Origin of the sequence: Macrococcus equipercicus (genome assembly GCF_004359525.2) — a bacterium.
Taxonomy (GTDB): domain Bacteria; phylum Bacillota; class Bacilli; order Staphylococcales; family Staphylococcaceae; genus Macrococcus; species Macrococcus equipercicus.
Window position 1 is genome coordinate 97,558 of sequence record NZ_SCWC02000003.1, and the last position, 18,319, is coordinate 115,876.

Sequence of the window (18,319 nt, forward strand, 5' to 3'; positions counted from 1 at the left end):
ATTAAGCTAGACAACTAATAAAGCCTTCTGTGCTAAACTCAATATGTATTTCCGTCCAAAGAAAACATAAGGAGTTAGCACAAATGGCCTATACACATCTTACCACGGATGAACTTGCGTTCATAGAATCATATTACCACCAGAAAATTTCGGTCAGTGAGATCTGCCGGAGAATTAAGCGTTCAAGACAGACCGTCTATAATGTAATTAATACATTTAAAGCGGGTATATCTGCACTGGAGTTCTATTTTTCTGACACTTATATTATAATGGGATGATAATCATCTGCCGCGCTTTAAAGGATGATATTGAATTTTTCAATAACCAGATAATTGAATACACCTTAGGAGTAATATCTATGAAAACAAAACTAACTTTTAAAGAAAACCTTTTTATCGGTTCGATGTTATTTGGTCTGTTTTTTGGGGCGGGGAACTTGATTTTTCCCATCCACCTTGGTCAGACCGCAGGCTCAAATGTCTTTATTGCTAATCTCGGCTTCCTGATTACAGCGATTGGTCTGCCGTTCCTCGGTATTATTGCAATTGGAATCTCAAAGACAAATGGTCTATTCGATATTGCGAATCGCGTCAATAAAACATATGCCTATATATTCACCATTCTGCTCTACTTAGTTATCGGGCCATTCTTCGCATTACCGAGACTGGCGACGACTTCTTTTGAGATTGCGTTCGGCGCGTCTTTACCAAAAGGATCAGCGGGCTTATATTTAAGTTTATTCAGTGCAATATTCTTCTTAACAGCATGGTTCTTCGCACGTCGTCCATCGAAAATTCTAGATTATATCGGTAAGTTTCTGAATCCAGTCTTTCTGATTCTCTTAGGACTTCTCATTCTGCTGGCTATGATTCATCCGATGGGTGGCGTGACAACCGCAGCAGTGTCCGCTGATTATCAGGATTCTGTTCTTTTGAAGGGCTTTGTGGATGGTTATAACACGCTGGATGCACTCGCGTCACTGGCATTCGGTATCATCATCGTGACAACGATTAAGAAACTCGGCATCACGGAGCCGAGAATCATTGCGAAAGAAACCGTCAAGTCAGGTCTTATAACGGTTATTCTAATGGGGCTTATCTATACATTACTCGCAGTCATGGGGACGATGAGTCTAGGGAAGTTTGCAGTGAGTGATAACGGTGGAATTGCGCTGGCACAGATTGCTCAGTACTACTTAGGTGGTTATGGTATCATTCTCTTATCATTAATTATTATCGTTGCCTGTCTGAAAACAGCTATCGGCTTAATCACTGCCTTCTCGGAGACATTCGTTGAGCTATTCCCGAGTCAGAAGTATATTATGTTCGCGACAGTTGTGAGCTTCGCTGCTTTCATTATCGCAAATTTCGGCCTAACTCAGATTATCGCCTATTCTGTGCCGGTCTTAATGTTCCTCTATCCGTTATCGATTGTACTGATTCTGCTGACTTTATTCGGCGGGTTTTATCACCATTCAAGAACTGTTTATCAGACAACCATTTACTTCACATTGATTGCAGCACTGATTGATGGTATTAAAGCCAGTCCTGCATTTCTCAGTCAGACAAGATTCGCCGAAAGTATTATAAATTTCGGAAATCACTATTTGCCATTCTTCTCGATCGGCATGGGCTGGGTGCTGCCGGCATTGATTGGCTTTATTATCGGATATATTATCTATAAAGTGCGCAAACAGGATGACAGAATATCTTAACAGTTTCTTGTGAAACGTCTCATCCATTGATGGGTCGTTTTTTTATTTCAATAGCATCTTAATTATCATCTCTGGACGATTGATAATATTTTGGTATCGACATGCGTCTAAATATAGGTTGATGTACTGATGTTCATAATGACCGTCGGCAGAGCAGACATACTATAGGAAAACAATGAAAAATAGTAATCAGTGGTTACACAGAATAGAATATAAGTAAGCCTCATAACAATGGTATTACAATTGAAAGCACCCTGGACGTTAGATTTAAATCTAACGTCCAGGGTGTATTTTAAGGAGAAGATAATTTTATGCAGGTACTTCAGCACGTTTGTCGCTATGCTTGCGCAGTACAGCAGCGAGTAACGTAATCACCATACCGAATGTTGCAAGGCCGGTCATGACAATGATCGGTGTATTGAGTGTCAGATCTTTATGGAGATATATCAGTTCACGTAAACCATCGACATAGAAACCAAAAGGAATCCAAGTCAGGACATAGGTCTGGTAGAAATCATTCAGCATTTGTTTAGGTAACGTCAGCATCTGCATGCTGAAGAATAACAGCAGCACAAATAGCGGAATGGCTTTCATGCCGAGCCATGACATGACTCCAAGGATCAGCATAATGAAGCCGAACATTGAAATTGCGATGAATATCGTTGTCTGCGTGATGTTTGGCATATAGAAGTCGAGAACTTGCGTGATAAACCATACGCCAAGCACACTTGAGACGATGGCCGCTGAAGCCGCCATCGCAAACTGCATGAATGTCGCTTTCAGACGTTCACCTTGTGTCACAAGATGTGAAGTACGGAAAGCAAAGAATAACACAACTGCTGATACAAGTGAACCCATCCAGATAGGTGTGAAGAGCAGCATGCCGCCCATACCATTTCCCTGATGGTCGTGAATTTTATTCATTGTTGTATGTTTCACTGTCACAGGATTCATCAGTTGGTCCATGTGATCAGCTGATACTTTAATTTGATTGTCGGACAGATTTTTTACAGCCTGTTTGCTTAACATGATATTGATATTGTTACCCATACTAGACAGCATTTTGTCACTAATCTGTGCCGCCTGTACTGAGGCACCTTGATTGATAATAACTTCCAGCTGACCTTTTTCAACAATGATCGGTTTTAGCAGGTCAGCGTTCTTTTTCTGCATTTCTTTCATTTTCGCCTGCATCTGCTGGACGATGATTTGTGCCTGCTGCGGCGAGATGACGCCACTTGCGACTTTAGCTTTTAAATCAGTCTGAGATTTTTTCGCCTGCGCCGCTGCTTCAGCTTTTTTCGCAGTCTGTATTTCGTGACGCATAGCGCTTGTGGCATTCTCAGTGAAGTTCGCTGGAATTACAAGAGCACTGTAATATTTGTTGTTGTCAAAACCGTCTTTCAAATCTTTCTCGCTCTTTATAGTGACAAAATCAACTGTTTCATTTAAGTCTTTGTTATCTTTAATTTTATCGGTAAAAGTCTCGCCGATGTTCATCTGCTTGCCTTGAATCAGCAGTCCTTTATCCATATTGACGATAGCAATCGGCAGATCTTTTGGCTTCGGATTGAAAGCTGGGGAAAAAGCTAATGACATAATCCAGATGAGCAGTGAGCCGGTAATAAGCGGTAAGTAAAATAGTTTATTTTTTAAAATATTCATATGTTTTCTCCTTATTGAATATAATGTTGATTAATGATTACGATGTATATTATAATTCGAATAATAAAGAACACAATAACCAATAATATATAATGTGATGATTAATGAACACATAATTATTATATGTTCATCATTTCTGGAAAGAAGGAAAAATAATGGAGGATAGACGCGTCAGAAAAACAAAAGAAAGTATTAAATATGCTTACTTCAGCTTATTAGCGGAGAAACCATTCAAAGATATCACGATCAATCAGATTACAGAGAAAGCAGACATCAACCGCGGTACTTTCTATCTGCATTATCTCGATAAGTTTGATTTACGTGATCAGCTGGAAGATGAAGTCATGCGTGAACTGGAAGAAGCCTTGCAGGACCGCAAATATCCTCAAGTTGATGTTAATCTGGAGCAGCACTCAACACAGCTGATTGAGATCATATTGCAGGTCATCATCAATCATAAAGAATTTTTCAATGTGACGTTAATCAATCAAGATGCAGGACTGCCGCAGAAATTTTCACGTATCATCAGAAGTTATGTACAGAGTAACATTGATTTGCCTGAGCAATTGAACATCGTGCCGATTGAATATTACTTTGCTTTTATCGTCAACGCACAGACAGGGCTGATTAAAGAATGGGTGAAAAATGGCATGCAGGAATCAAAAGAGAATATAGCCAAGTACGCATTCACACTCGCTTATAATGGTCCGCTTAAACTTATGTACCAGCACTTAAAGGAACAACAGCACTAAAATAATTGCAGTTTATCATTGCTTGATGTTGATATAAGGAGGACTTTATGAACAATATATTGATTACGGGTGTCAGTCGTAACGGTGGAATCGGTGCGAATTTAGTCCGTCGTTTCTTAAAGGAAGGCTACAAAGTTTATGCCCATGGTTCAAGTGAATATGACCAGGAGAGGGGTTATGCTGATGCTGGAGATGTGTATCAGGGTCAGTTTGTTCGCCTGAAAGATTGTGATTTATCGATAGCGGACAACGTACAGTCGCTCATTAATGAATTAGCGCCATACGAAATATCACACATGATTATTTGTCATGCTTATAGTACACAATGTGGGCTTGACGACTGGAATGCAGAAGAGATTAATAAACATCTGACAGTGAATGTAACAGCTGCTATGCTGCTGATTAAACACTTCAAGGCACAATTACAAGCAGAAAAAGGATGCATTACTTTGTTCACGTCAGGTCAACACCTAGGACCGATGACTTCTGAGATTCCTTATGCGGTATCAAAAGCAGCTGTCACAAACTTAGGCATGCAAAGCTCATATGCACTGGCACAACGGAATATCAGAGTGAATGTTGTTAATCCAGGGCCGACAGATACAGGTTATATCGAGCAGAACAGTGAAGTCTATCATCAGATTTCGAATCAATTCAATGACAAACGCTGGGGGCAGCCTGACGATATTGCTAACTTAGTATTATTCCTGCACAGTGATAAAGGCCAGTGGATTACTGGTCAGCTGATTAACAGCGAAGGCGGGTTTAATAGGTATCTTGAATAAGAAAGAAGTGCACTGAATTTATAGCTCGGTTAAATTTTCCTCTGTAATATTTTTAATCATCGTTATTGCTACCAATGCACCTCTATAGTTTAATCCAATAAAAAGTAAATTATTATAAAATTAATAATTTGCTTCCAATTCCAGACGTTACATATTATGATGTAATTATATATAAAAAATTAGAATATTGTAATATTTCTGTGAAATTAAATAATGGAGCTGTGGTGATTAATGAAGAGATTAGTTGTCATCATCATATTACTGATAGTTATAACAGGTTGCAGCCAGCATAGGGAACATGCCAAAGTTCAAAAACAACAAGAAGAGGTAACAACTGAGCAGGCCAAAAAAGCAGAGGAAACTCCTGCAGTTAATAAAGCATTAACAGTAGAAGACTTATTTATTCAGCCGCACTTTATGATTAAAGATTTTAATGTTAAAACAGCAAATAACAATGTGCAGTACATTATTAAATATGTTATAGATCCAAGTGCTAGTAGTTACATAGAAAAACATCATCCAGTGCTATATATAAATATTTTGTATCCGGATGAAATACTAAAATCCGGTCATAAAAGCACGTCGAAAACGCTTAAACTAACGCCTGCTGCCGGTGATGTGCTGGACAAGGAAATGATTATAAATGATACGTTTAAACCGGACTTTAATGTTAAATCATTAACAGATCCTTCTCATCAGCTGCAGTTACAAATCTTTAAAGAAAACAAACAACTGATGCATGTGTTCGAGAATCTAAATGATTATAGACGTCACTAGTATTCTGAGTGGATCCATATGAAAGATACACGATTCATTTCATCGATAGTTGTGATTAATCATATATTTTTTAAATAAAATATTAGAGGTGACGAGATGATGATAAAAACAGCATGTAAAATAAAAACTTTTAATTTTAGAATGGTTAACTTTCCAGGTGAGTTAATATTAGATACAACGAACCAATTAATTATTTTTAACCCATTATTAGAAGCAGCAGTTAATTCTCACAGCATTCCGATTGATGAGATTGAAACATATCGATTTAAAAAAGGCATGTTAAAAAGCAAATTTGAAATATATTATCGTTCAGAGTGGTATATATTTACAGATTTTACTGACGAAAATTATTTACAGATTGTTAGTTATTTAGAAGAAATAAAAGATGAAAGACATTTGAGGATAACATAACAGGAGTGGATATACATGCTTTCATACAAAATTGATGATGAACTAGAACTTGCTCTCCCTCGTCCGGAAATAGATGGACCGGTCGTCTATCGTTTAATTGAGAGACAGCGTGATTATTTGAAAGAATTTCTGCCATGGCTTGATCATCTTCAAAACGAAGATGAGGAGATCATTACTTTTAAAGAAATGATGAAAAATTTCGGCGCTGGAAAGTCGGTGACTCTCGTTATCCGCTACCAGCAGATGGTAGCTGGAATGATTGATTTTCATAATATTAACCAATCTAATCGGTCTGCTGATATCGGTTACTGGTTGTCTGAAGACCTGCAGGGCAACGGGATTATGACTAGAGCCGTGACTGGTATATGCAGTCTTGGTTTTAACAGCTTTAATTTCAACAGAATTACTCTGATAATAGAGTGCGATAATATTCCAAGTCAAAAAGTAGCTGAGAGAAGCGGGTTTACGCTGGAAGGAAAGCTGAGAAGTTATTTGAAAAATAGAGATGACTATAAGGATGCTTATATTTATTCCTTGTTAAAACATGATGGTCAGTCCAGTTAATGGGCTGGCTTTTTAATTGATAATAGAAGAAGAGGGAAAGGATCACCTAAAGTTAATTCTCATGAGTGTCAATCGTAGCAGCTTCGTTTATAATGGTAAGCAGTGGAAAGAACGTACTCATAAGATAATAAGGAAGATGGATAGTAAGGTAAGTTCCATTAAAAAGGTGGCTATATGAATAAAAGTTTAGAAGAAATTAATGGCACTGTTTCCTTTGATGCGCAGACGACTGGATTGAAAAAACTGCTGATGTACATTGGTCCGGGCCTGCTTGTAGCGGTAGGTTATATGGATCCCGGCAACTGGATCACGTCGATGACGGGCGGCGCACGATATGGTTATATTCTGCTGTTCGTGATTCTGCTGTCTAGTCTGTCAGCGATGCTGCTGCAGGCGATGAGCGCGCGGCTCGGCATCGCAAGTGGCATGGATCTCGCTCAGGTGACAAGGCAGATGACAGGGAAAAAATTAAGTGTATTCGCGTGGTTAATTACCGAGCTCGCGATTATGGCAACTGATATTGCGGAGATTATCGGCAGTGCGATTGCGCTGAATCTGCTCTTTGGTCTGCCGTTAGCAGTTGGCGTTGCGATTACGATTCTCGATGTTTTCTTATTGCTGATGATTATGCATCTCGGCTTCAGAAAGATAGAGGCGATTGTCGGTGTCCTTATCTTTTCAGTGCTTCTCATCTTTACTTACGAAGTGATAATGGCATCACCAGATATGGGTGCTGTTCTCAAAGGATTCATCCCGCACAAAGCAGTGGTCACTGATCAGGGCGCTCTGTACATAGCACTTGGAATTATCGGTGCAACGATTATGCCGCATAACTTGTATCTTCATTCGTCGTTAGTGCAGTCGCGTAACTATGAACGAAATGATGAAGGGAAACGTCAGGCTATTAAGTATGCCATGATAGACTCCAACATTCAGCTGTCTGTTGCATTTGTTGTCAATTGTCTATTGCTAGTTTTAGGTGCTGCCCTGTTTTATGGCAGCCAGCAGTCACTTGGACGTTTTTATGAGCTTTATAACGCACTCCTTCATTCACATGTCGGCGGAGCTGCAGGCGGTGCCGCGATGAGTACGCTGTTTGCTGTTGCACTACTGGCAAGCGGGCAGAACTCGACGATTACCGGGACACTGTCTGGTCAGATTGTCATGGAAGGTTATCTGCACATTCGGCTGCCGCAGTGGGCAAGACGCCTGATCACTAGAGTAATAGCTGTTGTTCCTATATTTGTCTGCCTGCTGTTCTACGGCTCTAGTCATGATAAGATTGAAGACTTGCTGATATTCACACAAGTTTTTCTTAGCTTAGCTTTACCGTTCAGTATTATCCCGCTTGTCATCGCGACAAGCAGAAAAGAAATCATGGGGGAGTTCATCAGCTCTAAACTTGTAACAGCTGCTGCCTGGCTCTTGGCAGTGGTTCTCAGTCTATTGAACGTTTACCTGCTGGCTGCCACTGTAAGAGAATTCATTGGTTAAGCTTGAATATATTAATAAATACTCACTTTACTCACCTTACCATTTAATAAGCAAAATGAATTAATAGCACGGTCATCACATGACCGAAAGGACGTATATAATGAACAGAAGAAATGGCCGTGACGCCGCATGGGAAGTACACGAAGCAACAGAACTACTCAAGTTTTTATTTGAAGTAATGCCGGAGAGAAGTAAGAAGACAGTGAAGACAATGCTCGGTAGAGGCCATGTCTTTATTAACAATGAATCAACGAGTCAGTTCAATGCACCACTCGCACAAGGTGATATCGTGGAAATCCGTACAAGCGCACCGAACAAAAAAGCGAAAATCAAGGGGATTGAAATACTGCATGAAGATACAGATGTCATCGTAGTGAACAAAGAAGCGGGGCTGTTATCTATTGCATCAGAAAAAGATAACGAAAACACAGCATTCCGCCTGCTGTCAGACTATGTTAAAAGAGCACATCCACAAAACCGTATATATGTAGTCCACCGGCTCGACCGCGAGACGTCCGGTGTCATGATGTATGCGAAAAACAAAAAAGCGCAGCAAGTGCTGCAGCACAACTGGAAGCAGTTAGTAAGTGAACGGACTTATATCGCACTTGTAGAAGGCCGCATGACAGAAGATGGCACTATTACAACTTGGCTCACTGAAGATAAAACGTTGACCATGCATTCCAGCAAAACTCCGAACAACGGCAAAAAGGCTGTGACGCATTATAAAGTGCTGAACACTAATCGCACGCAGACATTATTAAAAGTCAATCTGGAGACAGGACGTAAAAACCAGATACGGATTCATATGAAAGAGCTTGGGCATCCGATTGTCGGTGACAAAAAATACGGAGCTGTAACAAACCCGTTCAGACGTATCGGCTTGCATGCAAACGTTCTGGCATTCACACATCCGACGACCAATAAAGCAATGCGCTTTGAGGCAGAACTGCCGAAAGTATTTAAGATGTCATTTAAATAAATAGATGGTCTATGATATCATCCGAGGAGGAATAGTAATGGCATATGAAGTAAGAGAACTAGCAGAGACACGGGTCATCGGAGAGAAAAGAAGCTACGACAGTATAGAAGAAGCACAGGAAAAAATACAGCAGTTCTGGACTGACTTTAAGCAGTCAGACCAACGCGCGCGCTTAACGCTTGAAGCAGATGAACAGTTTCAAGGATTTTTCGGTATATATTTTCCGACGGACAACGGTGTCGATTATATGATCGGAGTAAGTTCTGACCGGGAAACGTCAGAATGGGCTTCTCATAACATCCCGGCAGGTAAATATATAGTATTTGAGGCAGGACGCCCCGTTTCGCGTGAAATTCAGCGTGTCACTAATGAAGCTTATGAAGTCATTATACCTGCTTCCCAGCATGACTTAAGACAGGCTCCAGAATTTGAATACTATCCTTTCGGTAATGTCACAGCAGCTGACTATACAGCTGAAATGTGGATACCGGTTGAATAACATAGAAGAGTCTAGGACATAAGTAGTTCTAGACTCTTCGTTTATATGACTAACTTTGAGTGTTTCAACTATTGATTTATTTTACATTTTACTTTTTGGGTCGTTTACTTTATTAAAGGAATCAGGATAAAAATTAATATGGAATTGATTGAATGGCCAAATTCGTAATACTACTTTTCCGACTATTTGATCTTTATCTATTAATCCTAATGATCTTCTACTATCTATACTTACTTCTCTATTATCTCCTAATACTAAATATTTATTTTTGGGGATTCTGTCTTTACCATTGGAATGAATAAGGTCTTTCACAGTAAAATTTTCAGTAAGCATCATATCATTTTTATTTAACTTATTTTCTTTTAAATAATCTTCGTCAACTTTTATATTATTTATATACAAAACATCATTTCTTGATTCAATTTTATCTCCTGGTACTCCAATCAATCTTTTTATATAGTCATGTTTTTTATTTGCATGGAATACAATAACATCGCCTCTCGAAATAGTATGAGTCGTGTTAGAAATTTTACTTACAATGACTTTATCTTTATCTTTAAAAGTTGGAAACATAGAGTCACCACTAACTTTATAAACTACTCCGATGAAAGTACTAATAATCAACCAGGCGAATACAACAATTATGATAGAAAGAAGCCACTCTTTGATCTCTTTATTCATTTTTTTCCTCCAATATATAAAGTTATTATATGGTGTTTACAATAAATTTAACATTAATTCCAGTTATTTTGTGTAATTATCATATATTTCAATAATCTTCATTGCATGATTGTTATTCAGCTTAAATATTTGAAAGCAGTAGTATAGTAAGCATAGAATAACTTTTAGTAGAGAAAGCTGATAAAAACAATGGTTAAGTTAGTATAATAAAGAAAAGTCAGTGGGCACGACTACATAGTTGACGAGGCGGGGTGCGTTATGAAGGTTTTATTGATTGAAGATAATGAGACATTAGGTGGATTTTTAAAAGATATATTAACGCTCAAAAATTATACGGTGGAGTGGCTGACCGATGGTGAGGACGTGGAGCTGTATTTCAATCACAGCAGTTATGATATTGTACTTGTCGACTGGATGCTGCCGTCAGTAACCGGCATAGAGATCATTCAGCGGCTGCGCGCACAGCAGATTAATGTTCCTGTAATTATGCTCACGGCAAAGTCGGAGCTTCACGACAAAGTGGAGGGTCTCACTGTCGGTGCAGACGATTATTTGACGAAGCCGTTTGAAATGGATGAACTGGAAGCGCGGATGCTCGCTGTCATTAAACGTTATCAGCAGATCAATCTTAATCAGAAGCAGCTTGGGAATGTCTCCTTTGATTTGACCCGGCATGAGTTCACAGCGCGTCATGTGGAGATGAACTTAACGCGCAAGGAGTATTTGCTGCTGGAGCTGCTGTTCTTAAATCACACGGTGTCACGTGAAAATATTCTTGATAAAATATGGACATCAGATCAGTTGGTTGGAGATAACAATATCGATGCGCTTGTCAGATTGTTGAAGAAGAAGCTCGAGCAGTATGACAGTGATCTTAAAATAAAGAGTATTCGCGGTGTAGGCTATAAACTGGAAGTCATCTCATGAACCCATATAACTTCAGGAAAGTATTCATAAGATATGTCGCACTGTTATTTGGACTCATGCTGTTCATCTATTTATTCATTATTCTCATCTATTCATGGCAGGTCAATAAAGAAGTGGAAGAGACTTCTCGCAAACAGCTGCAAAGTGTAGTGGAAACATTAAATAACGGTCAATCAGTGAACGAAGGGCATCCTTATTTTATTGTGCAGTCGAATTATATAGTCAGCAATCATACGCCGTTTTCAACGGACGCTCTTCAATCAGATATTACAGCTGACCGGCGTACTTCTTTCATGTGGAAACACCATCATTTTTATTATCAAATAGATAAAGGGCTGCTGAATGACGGCTCAATGGTCTATAGTTTGTCGGACTCGTCAGATTATGAGGAGACGAAGATACTTCTTTATAACTTGCTGCTTGTACTATTGTTGATTACATTGGTTCTTATCGTCGGTGCGGCTTATTATTTAGCGATTAAACCAGTCAGAGCCTATGAATTAATGCTTGAGCGGCATCGTGTGTTCATTCAGAATGCCTCTCATGAGATGAAGACACCGCTTGCTTCTGTATCGCTTGGCATTGACTATGTGAATGCACTTGAAGGAACGCATCTATCTGATGGCAGTAAGAATGCTTTGAGTAAGATGAAGAACGAAGTCCGTTATTTGCAGTCGCTTATTACAAGAACGTTGAATATTCGTCAGGAAGATGATGCTGTTATGATGATTAATGCAGCAGAAGTACTTGATGAACTGATTGAACAGCAGAATGACTTATATGCAGTCAAAGTTCGACCGGCGTATGAACATCCGCTCTATTATATGATCGCTCCCGATAAGTTGAAGCAGATGGTGACCATACTGCTTGATAATGCTGTTAAGCATAATAGTCCTGAAGTATCGATTGAGCTGCTGGCAAAAGTAGAAGGTGGACTCCGCATCGAAGTGCTGGATAACGGTCAAGGCATTGATGCTAAGCGTATTGAACGAATATTCGACCGGTATTACCGGGGAAATCCATCCATTGATGGTTCTGGAATCGGTCTGACGCTGCTGAAGGAATTAGTGACGGAGATGGGCGGCACTATTGAAGTGAAATCAGAACTTAATAAAAAAACCAGCTTTATCTTAAATCTTTAAGATAAGCTGGTTTTTTCAGTTTCGTTTCAGTATAAGCTGATATATTCAGTCTATCAACTTAAAGGAGATGGCATTCATGCAGGAATCTCAAAATAAACCCGTTGAACTGCTTAACAAAGTCCCACAGATCACCTTATTTTTCTGGCTGATTAAAATATTATGTACAACAGTAGGAGAGACATTTGCAGATTTTATCAACTTCAATATCGGTCTCGGATTAACGGTCACGACTATCATCATGGGTATAGCACTTGGCATTGCCTTGTTCTTTCAGTTTAGAGTTGACCGCTATAAACCTTTCCTTTACTGGATTTCAGTCGTGCTGTTAAGTATGTTCGGTACATTGGTCACAGATAACTTGACAGACAATATGGGCGTACCACTGGAATTAAGCACAGTCATTTTCTCATTATCACTGGCACTGACTTTCTTATTCTGGTATAAAAGTGAAAAAACATTATCGATTCATTCGGTATTCACTAGGAAGCGGGAAGCTTTTTACTGGCTGACGATTTTATTCACTTTTGCATTAGGAACAGCGGTCGGCGATTTGTATTCTGAACAGCTCGGTTTCGGTTACTTGTATACAGGAATCGGTGTTGTCATTATTATCGCGCTTGTTTATCTGGCATATCAATATATGAATTTAAACAGTATTCTTGCGTTCTGGGTTGCCTACATTTTGACGCGTCCGCTCGGTGCTTCGCTCGGCGATTTATTGTCACAGTCAAGAGCAAACGGCGGCTTTGGCTTTGGTACAACAGTGACAAGTGTGATTTTCCTGGTCGCTATATTAGCCATTATCATCTATCTTGCGATTACTAAAATAGATTATGTTGATCATACGGTCACATCAACTACAGTCAACGGCACAAACAGAATTGCAGTATTGATGCAGACCATTGCAGTTTTACTTGTCTTCCTGATTGGCGGGCTCGGCATTTATCAGTGGCGAATGAATAGTATCGCCCCGAGTTCTGCGACATTGTCAGGTAAACTCAATAAATTTATAACGATAGAAAAGAGCATTAAGCAGGCTGCAGCTCATAAAGATTATACTGCTGCCAAAACAAATGCAGATCAACTAGAGCATGACTGGGATGCAGATGAGCCGAAACTGCGCGCTATCGATAACAAGCAATGGACGCAGGTGGATGGAACAATCGATTCTGTGCTGGCAGCAGTTCGCGCTTCTAATCCTGATACCGCAAAAATTAATAATGCGGTGACGCAATCACAGTCTACGATCAATCAAGTCAATAAATAACAGTTAGTGCAGAACCTGCACTAACTATGGGTTAAGAGGTTAAAGTCTTGAATAAAGAAACAGCAATTAAACATACAACCGTTAATATCATTATGATTCTATCATTTATTATATTTGCCCTTGTGTCGCTCGGCATAGAACTGAAAGTCCATACACTGCATTTATTAGATTTATCAATATTCAACTGGTGGCTGACGCAGACAGGAGAGCCGCAGATGAATTTCACGAGCGGGTTGATCGACTCGTACTTTACATTCTTTGCCCGATATTTCGATGTCATAACAGTGGTCATTATTACTTTAAGCGCGGCTATTGTCATGCTGAAAAAACGCTATTACTCATTTGCTATATGGGTGCTGTTTGCGGTTGGTTCAGGAGGCATACTCGGTATTGTATTGAAAGATTTATTTCATCGTGCAAGACCGTATGACCATCTTTTGGCAGACACTGGGTTTTCTTTCCCGAGCGGTCATTCACTGGCCAGCAGTTTGCTATTTACTATAATCGTTGCTATATTTGTCCCTAAAATCAAACACAAAATTTATCGGATTATAGTCAATACAGTCTCTTATATATGCTGGATGAGCATATTGTTAAGTCGGTTATACTTCCATGCGCATTTTATTACGGATATTATGGGCGGCGTAGCATTCAGCATATTCTGGGTAATGCTGCTCATCAAACTATATGATTCACTACTTAATCCGTGGTTAAGTCATAAAATCACTGGCAGCAAGTCATTCGCTGTGACGGCCAGCAGTTTAGAGAATGGGGATTGATGATGACTTATTTATTAGACTTAATGCTCCATATTGATCAGTATCTCGTTAATCTTGTCAAAGATTACGGGGTGCTGACGTATGCCATTTTATTTTTAATGATTTTTATTGAAACAGGACTCGTTGTTATGCCATTTCTGCCGGGAGATTCACTGCTCTTTGCAGCTGCTGCTCTTGCGCCGCAGGGAGCGCTCAACATCGTGCTGTTATTCATTATATGTACACTTGCCGCAGTCATTGGGGACACAGTGAACTATCAAATCGGCAAGTATGCAGGACTTGGTATTACGAAATCTCGTAATGCAGGACGGTTCATTAAAGGCGAGCACTTAGAGAAAGCAACCCGATTTTTTAACGCTTATGGTGGCAAGACAATTATTATGGCACGGTTTATGCCATTTATCAGAACATTTATTCCATTCGTGGCCGGGGCGAGTCATATGCAGTACCGCTATTTTCTTACCTACAATATAATCGGTGCACTGCTTTGGGTCAGTATATGCCTCGGGCTGGGTTATTTCTTCGGAAATATTCCGGTCGTAAAAAATAATTTTGAAATCGTGCTTATTGTTATCGTCCTCATCTCTGTTCTTCCGGCAGTGATCAGTGGAATAAGCGCATGGCTGGGCAGCAGAAAGCAGAGTGAATAAGCGGCAGCTGCAGTGACAATGTTATACTAATCAATAATATTGATTAAAGGAGCTGCCTATGAATAATTTTAACCAGTTTATCGCTGAATTTAATTCACTCCATAAAGCTATGCAGAAAATCACCGGGAGAGAAGATGACTTCGGTTCATTGTTCCATGAGATGAAAGAGGGCATTCTAACCTTGTCGTGCTTATTACGCCGCTCGGCAGACTCACAAAAAAAGAGGATGTCATCGGTATTATTACACCGTGGGATATGCCTCATATCGTCAAACATTTATAATGAGTGTAAAAAAAGAAAATCTTGATGATAGTTCATCAAGATTTTCTTTTTATTTAGTTTCTCTATGCAGTGTATGCTTCTTCAGTCGTGGGCAGTATTTCATCAGTTCGATACGTTCAGGATTATTTCTTTTGTTTTTCTTGGTGATATAGTTACGGTCTCCGCATTCTGTGCATGCGAGTGTCACATTAACTCTCATGATTGGTCCTCCTTATGATAATATAGTGTCCGGCTGCTCGACTTCGGTATAAGGCGGCAGTGGATCCTTCATGGCAGTCCAGTCCATCGTCATCTCTTCATCAGTCAGTAACGCAGCGTCAAGCGTACGAGTAATCTCTTCCTGATCCATATCAATTCCGATGAAGACAAGCTCTGTCTGACGGTCTCCGTACGTGCTGTCCCAGCGAGATTGTAACGTTGGATCCATAGCGAGTGCGCTGTTAATATCTTCCGGGGAACCCGCTGCGACCCATTCGCCTGCACCTTGTATCTGCAGGGAATTGCCGGCTTGAGATAACAGACCGCACGTGTCATGACGCGTGGCGAGCCAGTAAAATCCTTTTGATCTGACGATATCAGCAGGAAAATTCATCAGCCAGTCCATAAAGCGTTCTGCGTGAAATGGACGTTTTCTTTTGTACACAAATGAGGCGATACCGTATTCTTCTGTTTCTGGTATGTGCTCTTCATTCAGCTCTTTAATCCAGCCGGCACTTTGACTCGCTTTATCGAAGTCAAATAGTCCTGTATTCAATATTAAATCAAGGTCGATCGTTGAATAAGCTGTTTCATAAACTTTAGCTTCAGGATTCAGCTGTTTTAATAGTGCTTTAAGCTCACCGACATCTTCAGCGCTGACAAGATCTGCTTTATTAAGCAGAATAACATCAGCAAACTCAATCTGGTCTATCAATAAGTCGATGATCTCACGTGTATCATACTCGTCAGCTGCGAGCTTTCTATCAAGCAGTGACTCGCCCGCTTCGTAATCAGTCCAGAATCGGTTGGCATCTACTACTGTCACCATCGTATCAAGACGCGTCTGTTCAGCAAGATTAATGCCGAGCACTTCATCGTTTAATGTCAATGTTTGAGCAACGGGAACAGGCTCGGATATTCCAGTTAATTCAATAACGATGTAATCAAGCTCTGACCGGGCAACAAGGTTGTTAATTTCTATCATCAAATCCTCACGGAGTGTGCAGCATATACAGCCGTTCTGCAGTTGAATCATCTTTTCGTCTGTCCGCCTCATATCGACTAAATCAGCATCAATATTTACTTCACTCATATCATTGACAATAACACCAATTTTCTTGTTTTGAGTGTTCGTCAGTATATGATTCAATAAAGTGGTCTTACCAGCGCCAAGAAATCCACTGAGTACTGTAATCGGAACTTTCATCTGTCTTCCTCCAATACGTAATCATTACGATTTATAATATTACTATGGACGAAATCATTTGTAAAGCATTTCATTAATATTTTTATAGAGTAAAATGTATGGATTAATATAATAAAATGAATGATTTCACTCATATTACTGTCGCTCACTTCCCACTCGTAGAAGGCGCATTTCTAGCCAGTGTAGGAAGTAAAGTAGGCAAATCACAAGAGCAGATATTAGCTCCCCTTAAAAAGAATTTTAAAGAAAAAGAATAGTTTACAATTAATTTTTATGAAGCCATTGACGTAAAAATTTCCTCATGCTAAGATAAAACCAATTTAATAACGTTAACTCTTATCAAGAGTGGTGGAGGGATGTGCCCTATGAAACCCGGCAACCGTCGTTTAACGACATGGTGCTAATTCACATAAAGTAGCAATACTTTAGAAGATGAGAGAAAGGATTTTATACTTTCTCTTATATTGGAGGAAGTATTTTTTATTTTGCTGTGAACTGATGAGTTGATCGTTGTTAAGACAATCAATCAAAAGGTGGGAATTCAACATGAAAAGATTCATCAGCTTAGCAGTATTATTAGTGTTATCAGTAGTTCTAGCCGCTTGCGGCGAAGAAAAAACAGCAGCAGACAAGAAAATTGTTGTCGCAGCTTCACCTGCTCCTCATGGGGAAGTTGTTAAACATACAGCGATCGCTATGAAGAAAAAAGGTTATGATGTCGAAGTGAAGATCGTTAATGACTATAAAATTCCTAACAAATTACTCGCAGCAGGGGATGTTGATGCGAATTTGTTCCAGCACGTGCCTTATTTGAATGAAGAGAAGAAAACGCATGGTTACAAAATAGAAGAAGTCGGAAAAGTATTCACAACACCAATGGGCGTCTACAGCAAAAAGCATAAGAGCTTAAAAGACCTGCCTGATCACGCCAAGATTTTTGTCTCAAGCAACCCGGCTGAAGAAGGACGCTTTCTGTCGTTTTTCGTCAATGAAGGTTTAATTAAAATTAAAAAAGGCGTTAAAATTGAAGATGCTAAGTTCACTGATGTTGTAGAAAACAAGAAAAATATTGAGTTCAATAATGATCAGAGTGCGGAATTCCTTCCTAAAACTTATAAAAATAATGAAGGAGATGCTGTCATCATCAATTCCAACTATGCAATCGATAATGGGATTATCCCGTCACGTGATGCGATTGCTATAGAAAATGAGTCATCACCGTTTGCCAATATTCTTGCGGTCCAGAAAGGCCATAAAAATGATAAGAAGTTTCAGGACTTACTCAAAGTGCTGCAATCTGATGAAATGAAAGCTTTTATTAAGAAAGAATACGGCAAAGACGTGATTCCTTATAAAGGGAAATAAGAGGTGTTCATATGACTAAACCTGGTGCAGGAAGCCAGCTTACGATTATATTAACCAGACGATAGCTCATGCGCGTTAAATAGTTTTAAAAGCTGCCGATAGGCGGCTTTTTTTTGTATGAAGGACTACTGACAGTTAATAAAAAATGCATAAAAATAAATTTAATTTGCAAATAATT

General features: G+C 39.5%; 20 protein-coding genes, 1 pseudogene and 1 riboswitch. Of the genes and pseudogenes, 17 read left to right on the forward strand and 4 right to left on the reverse strand.

The window, feature by feature from the left end:
* Positions 1–83: 83 nt before the first annotated feature.
* Both ERX35_RS05600 and brnQ read left to right on the forward strand, forming a co-directional pair.
* A pseudogene (locus tag ERX35_RS05600) lies at positions 84–248 on the forward strand (helix-turn-helix domain-containing protein); the annotation flags it as partial.
* Between the two features lie 110 nt (positions 249–358).
* Positions 359–1,714, forward strand: coding sequence for a branched-chain amino acid transport system II carrier protein (gene brnQ, locus ERX35_RS05605; RefSeq protein WP_149458947.1), 1,356 nt, complete (start codon positions 359–361; stop codon positions 1,712–1,714).
* A 309-nt stretch (positions 1,715–2,023) separates the two neighbouring features.
* Here the strand turns inward: brnQ and ERX35_RS05610 are convergent, their stop codons facing one another.
* Positions 2,024–3,379 (reverse strand): YhgE/Pip domain-containing protein, encoded by a 1,356-nt coding sequence (locus ERX35_RS05610; RefSeq protein WP_149458948.1) that lies wholly within the window; start codon positions 3,377–3,379, stop codon positions 2,024–2,026.
* 155 nt (positions 3,380–3,534) lie between these two features.
* Between ERX35_RS05610 and ERX35_RS11580 the strand changes: the two genes are divergently transcribed.
* From ERX35_RS11580 to ERX35_RS05650, 8 genes are all read left to right on the forward strand, one after another.
* Positions 3,535–4,131, forward strand: coding sequence for a TetR/AcrR family transcriptional regulator (locus ERX35_RS11580; protein ID WP_246143127.1), 597 nt, complete (start codon positions 3,535–3,537; stop codon positions 4,129–4,131).
* Between the two features lie 47 nt (positions 4,132–4,178).
* The gene (locus ERX35_RS05620; RefSeq protein WP_149458949.1) at positions 4,179–4,916 is read left to right on the forward strand and encodes an SDR family oxidoreductase; all 738 of its coding nucleotides are present in this window, start codon (positions 4,179–4,181) and stop codon (positions 4,914–4,916) included.
* A gap of 231 nt (positions 4,917–5,147) precedes the next feature.
* Positions 5,148–5,693, forward strand: coding sequence for a hypothetical protein (locus tag ERX35_RS05625; RefSeq protein WP_149458950.1), 546 nt, complete (start codon positions 5,148–5,150; stop codon positions 5,691–5,693).
* Between the two features lie 99 nt (positions 5,694–5,792).
* Complete coding sequence (locus tag ERX35_RS05630; RefSeq protein ID WP_170234555.1) at positions 5,793–6,104, forward strand: PH domain-containing protein; 312 nt, start codon at positions 5,793–5,795, stop codon at positions 6,102–6,104.
* Between the two features lie 15 nt (positions 6,105–6,119).
* Positions 6,120–6,668: a GNAT family N-acetyltransferase gene (locus tag ERX35_RS05635; RefSeq protein ID WP_149458952.1), complete on the forward strand. Its 549-nt coding sequence runs from the start codon at positions 6,120–6,122 to the stop codon at positions 6,666–6,668.
* 174 nt (positions 6,669–6,842) lie between these two features.
* Positions 6,843–8,162 (forward strand): Nramp family divalent metal transporter, encoded by a 1,320-nt coding sequence (locus tag ERX35_RS05640; protein WP_149458953.1) that lies wholly within the window; start codon positions 6,843–6,845, stop codon positions 8,160–8,162.
* A 100-nt stretch (positions 8,163–8,262) separates the two neighbouring features.
* Entirely contained in the window at positions 8,263–9,144 is an 882-nt protein-coding gene (locus tag ERX35_RS05645) for an RluA family pseudouridine synthase (RefSeq protein ID WP_149458954.1), read from the forward strand.
* A gap of 37 nt (positions 9,145–9,181) precedes the next feature.
* On the forward strand, positions 9,182–9,643 hold the full coding sequence (locus ERX35_RS05650) for a GyrI-like domain-containing protein (RefSeq protein ID WP_170234556.1): 462 nt from the start codon (positions 9,182–9,184) through the stop codon (positions 9,641–9,643).
* Between the two features lie 81 nt (positions 9,644–9,724).
* On the opposite strand, the gene lepB is transcribed toward ERX35_RS05650, so the two are convergent.
* On the reverse strand, positions 9,725–10,324 hold the full coding sequence (lepB, locus tag ERX35_RS05655) for a signal peptidase I (protein ID WP_149458956.1): 600 nt from the start codon (positions 10,322–10,324) through the stop codon (positions 9,725–9,727).
* Positions 10,325–10,582: 258 nt separating this feature from the next.
* On the opposite strand from lepB, the gene ERX35_RS05660 reads away from it, so the two are divergent.
* The 5 genes from ERX35_RS05660 (at position 10,583) to ERX35_RS05680 (ending at position 15,089) form a co-directional block, all read left to right on the forward strand.
* On the forward strand, positions 10,583–11,251 hold the full coding sequence (locus ERX35_RS05660) for a response regulator transcription factor (protein WP_149458957.1): 669 nt from the start codon (positions 10,583–10,585) through the stop codon (positions 11,249–11,251).
* Positions 11,248–12,393 (forward strand): sensor histidine kinase, encoded by a 1,146-nt coding sequence (locus ERX35_RS05665; RefSeq protein WP_149458958.1) that lies wholly within the window; start codon positions 11,248–11,250, stop codon positions 12,391–12,393. Before ERX35_RS05660 ends, ERX35_RS05665 begins: the two co-directional genes overlap by 4 nt.
* 76 nt (positions 12,394–12,469) lie before the next feature.
* Positions 12,470–13,660, forward strand: coding sequence for a COG4705 family protein (locus ERX35_RS05670; protein ID WP_149458959.1), 1,191 nt, complete (start codon positions 12,470–12,472; stop codon positions 13,658–13,660).
* A 47-nt stretch (positions 13,661–13,707) separates the two neighbouring features.
* A complete protein-coding gene (locus tag ERX35_RS05675; protein WP_149458960.1) occupies positions 13,708–14,439 on the forward strand; it encodes a phosphatase PAP2 family protein in 732 nt (243 codons plus the stop codon).
* Positions 14,439–15,089 (forward strand): VTT domain-containing protein, encoded by a 651-nt coding sequence (locus ERX35_RS05680; protein WP_211359990.1) that lies wholly within the window; start codon positions 14,439–14,441, stop codon positions 15,087–15,089. Before ERX35_RS05675 ends, ERX35_RS05680 begins: the two co-directional genes overlap by 1 nt.
* Before the next feature lie 331 nt (positions 15,090–15,420).
* Here the strand turns inward: ERX35_RS05680 and rpmG are convergent, their stop codons facing one another.
* Both rpmG and ERX35_RS05690 read right to left on the reverse strand, forming a co-directional pair.
* The gene (gene rpmG, locus ERX35_RS05685) at positions 15,421–15,570 is read right to left on the reverse strand and encodes a 50S ribosomal protein L33 (RefSeq protein ID WP_133416523.1); all 150 of its coding nucleotides are present in this window, start codon (positions 15,568–15,570) and stop codon (positions 15,421–15,423) included.
* Between the two features lie 12 nt (positions 15,571–15,582).
* Positions 15,583–16,776 carry a GTP-binding protein gene (locus ERX35_RS05690; protein WP_149458962.1) on the reverse strand — a complete coding sequence of 398 codons (1,194 nt, stop codon included), beginning with the start codon at positions 16,774–16,776 and terminating at the stop codon, positions 15,583–15,585.
* 116 nt (positions 16,777–16,892) lie between these two features.
* Between ERX35_RS05690 and ERX35_RS11415 the strand changes: the two genes are divergently transcribed.
* Entirely contained in the window at positions 16,893–17,033 is a 141-nt protein-coding gene (locus ERX35_RS11415) for a PTS sugar transporter subunit IIA (RefSeq protein WP_170234557.1), read from the forward strand.
* A gap of 76 nt (positions 17,034–17,109) precedes the next feature.
* A riboswitch (SAM riboswitch) is annotated at positions 17,110–17,215 on the forward strand.
* Positions 17,216–17,322: 107 nt separating this feature from the next.
* Positions 17,323–18,141, forward strand: a complete 819-nt coding sequence (locus ERX35_RS05695; protein WP_149458963.1) for a MetQ/NlpA family ABC transporter substrate-binding protein — start codon at positions 17,323–17,325, stop codon at positions 18,139–18,141.
* Positions 18,142–18,319: the final 178 nt, after the last annotated feature.

Excerpts from the sequence above, each read along its gene's own strand:
- brnQ (WP_149458947.1), top strand. The coding sequence starts at position 359 with ATGAAAACAAAACTAACTTTTAAAGAAAACCTTTTTATCGGTTCGATG.
- ERX35_RS05610 (WP_149458948.1), bottom strand. The coding sequence starts at position 3,379 with ATGAATATTTTAAAAAATAAACTATTTTACTTACCGCTTATTACCGGC.
- ERX35_RS11580 (WP_246143127.1), top strand. The coding sequence starts at position 3,535 with ATGGAGGATAGACGCGTCAGAAAAACAAAAGAAAGTATTAAATATGCT.
- ERX35_RS05620 (WP_149458949.1), top strand. The coding sequence starts at position 4,179 with ATGAACAATATATTGATTACGGGTGTCAGTCGTAACGGTGGAATCGGT.
- ERX35_RS05625 (WP_149458950.1), top strand. The coding sequence starts at position 5,148 with ATGAAGAGATTAGTTGTCATCATCATATTACTGATAGTTATAACAGGT.
- ERX35_RS05630 (WP_170234555.1), top strand. The coding sequence starts at position 5,793 with ATGATAAAAACAGCATGTAAAATAAAAACTTTTAATTTTAGAATGGTT.
- ERX35_RS05635 (WP_149458952.1), top strand. The coding sequence starts at position 6,120 with ATGCTTTCATACAAAATTGATGATGAACTAGAACTTGCTCTCCCTCGT.
- ERX35_RS05640 (WP_149458953.1), top strand. The coding sequence starts at position 6,843 with ATGAATAAAAGTTTAGAAGAAATTAATGGCACTGTTTCCTTTGATGCG.
- ERX35_RS05645 (WP_149458954.1), top strand. The coding sequence starts at position 8,263 with ATGAACAGAAGAAATGGCCGTGACGCCGCATGGGAAGTACACGAAGCA.
- ERX35_RS05650 (WP_170234556.1), top strand. The coding sequence starts at position 9,182 with ATGGCATATGAAGTAAGAGAACTAGCAGAGACACGGGTCATCGGAGAG.
- lepB (WP_149458956.1), bottom strand. The coding sequence starts at position 10,324 with ATGAATAAAGAGATCAAAGAGTGGCTTCTTTCTATCATAATTGTTGTA.
- ERX35_RS05660 (WP_149458957.1), top strand. The coding sequence starts at position 10,583 with ATGAAGGTTTTATTGATTGAAGATAATGAGACATTAGGTGGATTTTTA.
- ERX35_RS05665 (WP_149458958.1), top strand. The coding sequence starts at position 11,248 with ATGAACCCATATAACTTCAGGAAAGTATTCATAAGATATGTCGCACTG.
- ERX35_RS05670 (WP_149458959.1), top strand. The coding sequence starts at position 12,470 with ATGCAGGAATCTCAAAATAAACCCGTTGAACTGCTTAACAAAGTCCCA.
- ERX35_RS05680 (WP_211359990.1), top strand. The coding sequence starts at position 14,439 with ATGATGACTTATTTATTAGACTTAATGCTCCATATTGATCAGTATCTC.
- rpmG (WP_133416523.1), bottom strand. The coding sequence starts at position 15,570 with ATGAGAGTTAATGTGACACTCGCATGCACAGAATGCGGAGACCGTAAC.
- ERX35_RS05690 (WP_149458962.1), bottom strand. The coding sequence starts at position 16,776 with ATGAAAGTTCCGATTACAGTACTCAGTGGATTTCTTGGCGCTGGTAAG.
- ERX35_RS11415 (WP_170234557.1), top strand. The coding sequence starts at position 16,893 with ATGAATGATTTCACTCATATTACTGTCGCTCACTTCCCACTCGTAGAA.
- ERX35_RS05695 (WP_149458963.1), top strand. The coding sequence starts at position 17,323 with ATGAAAAGATTCATCAGCTTAGCAGTATTATTAGTGTTATCAGTAGTT.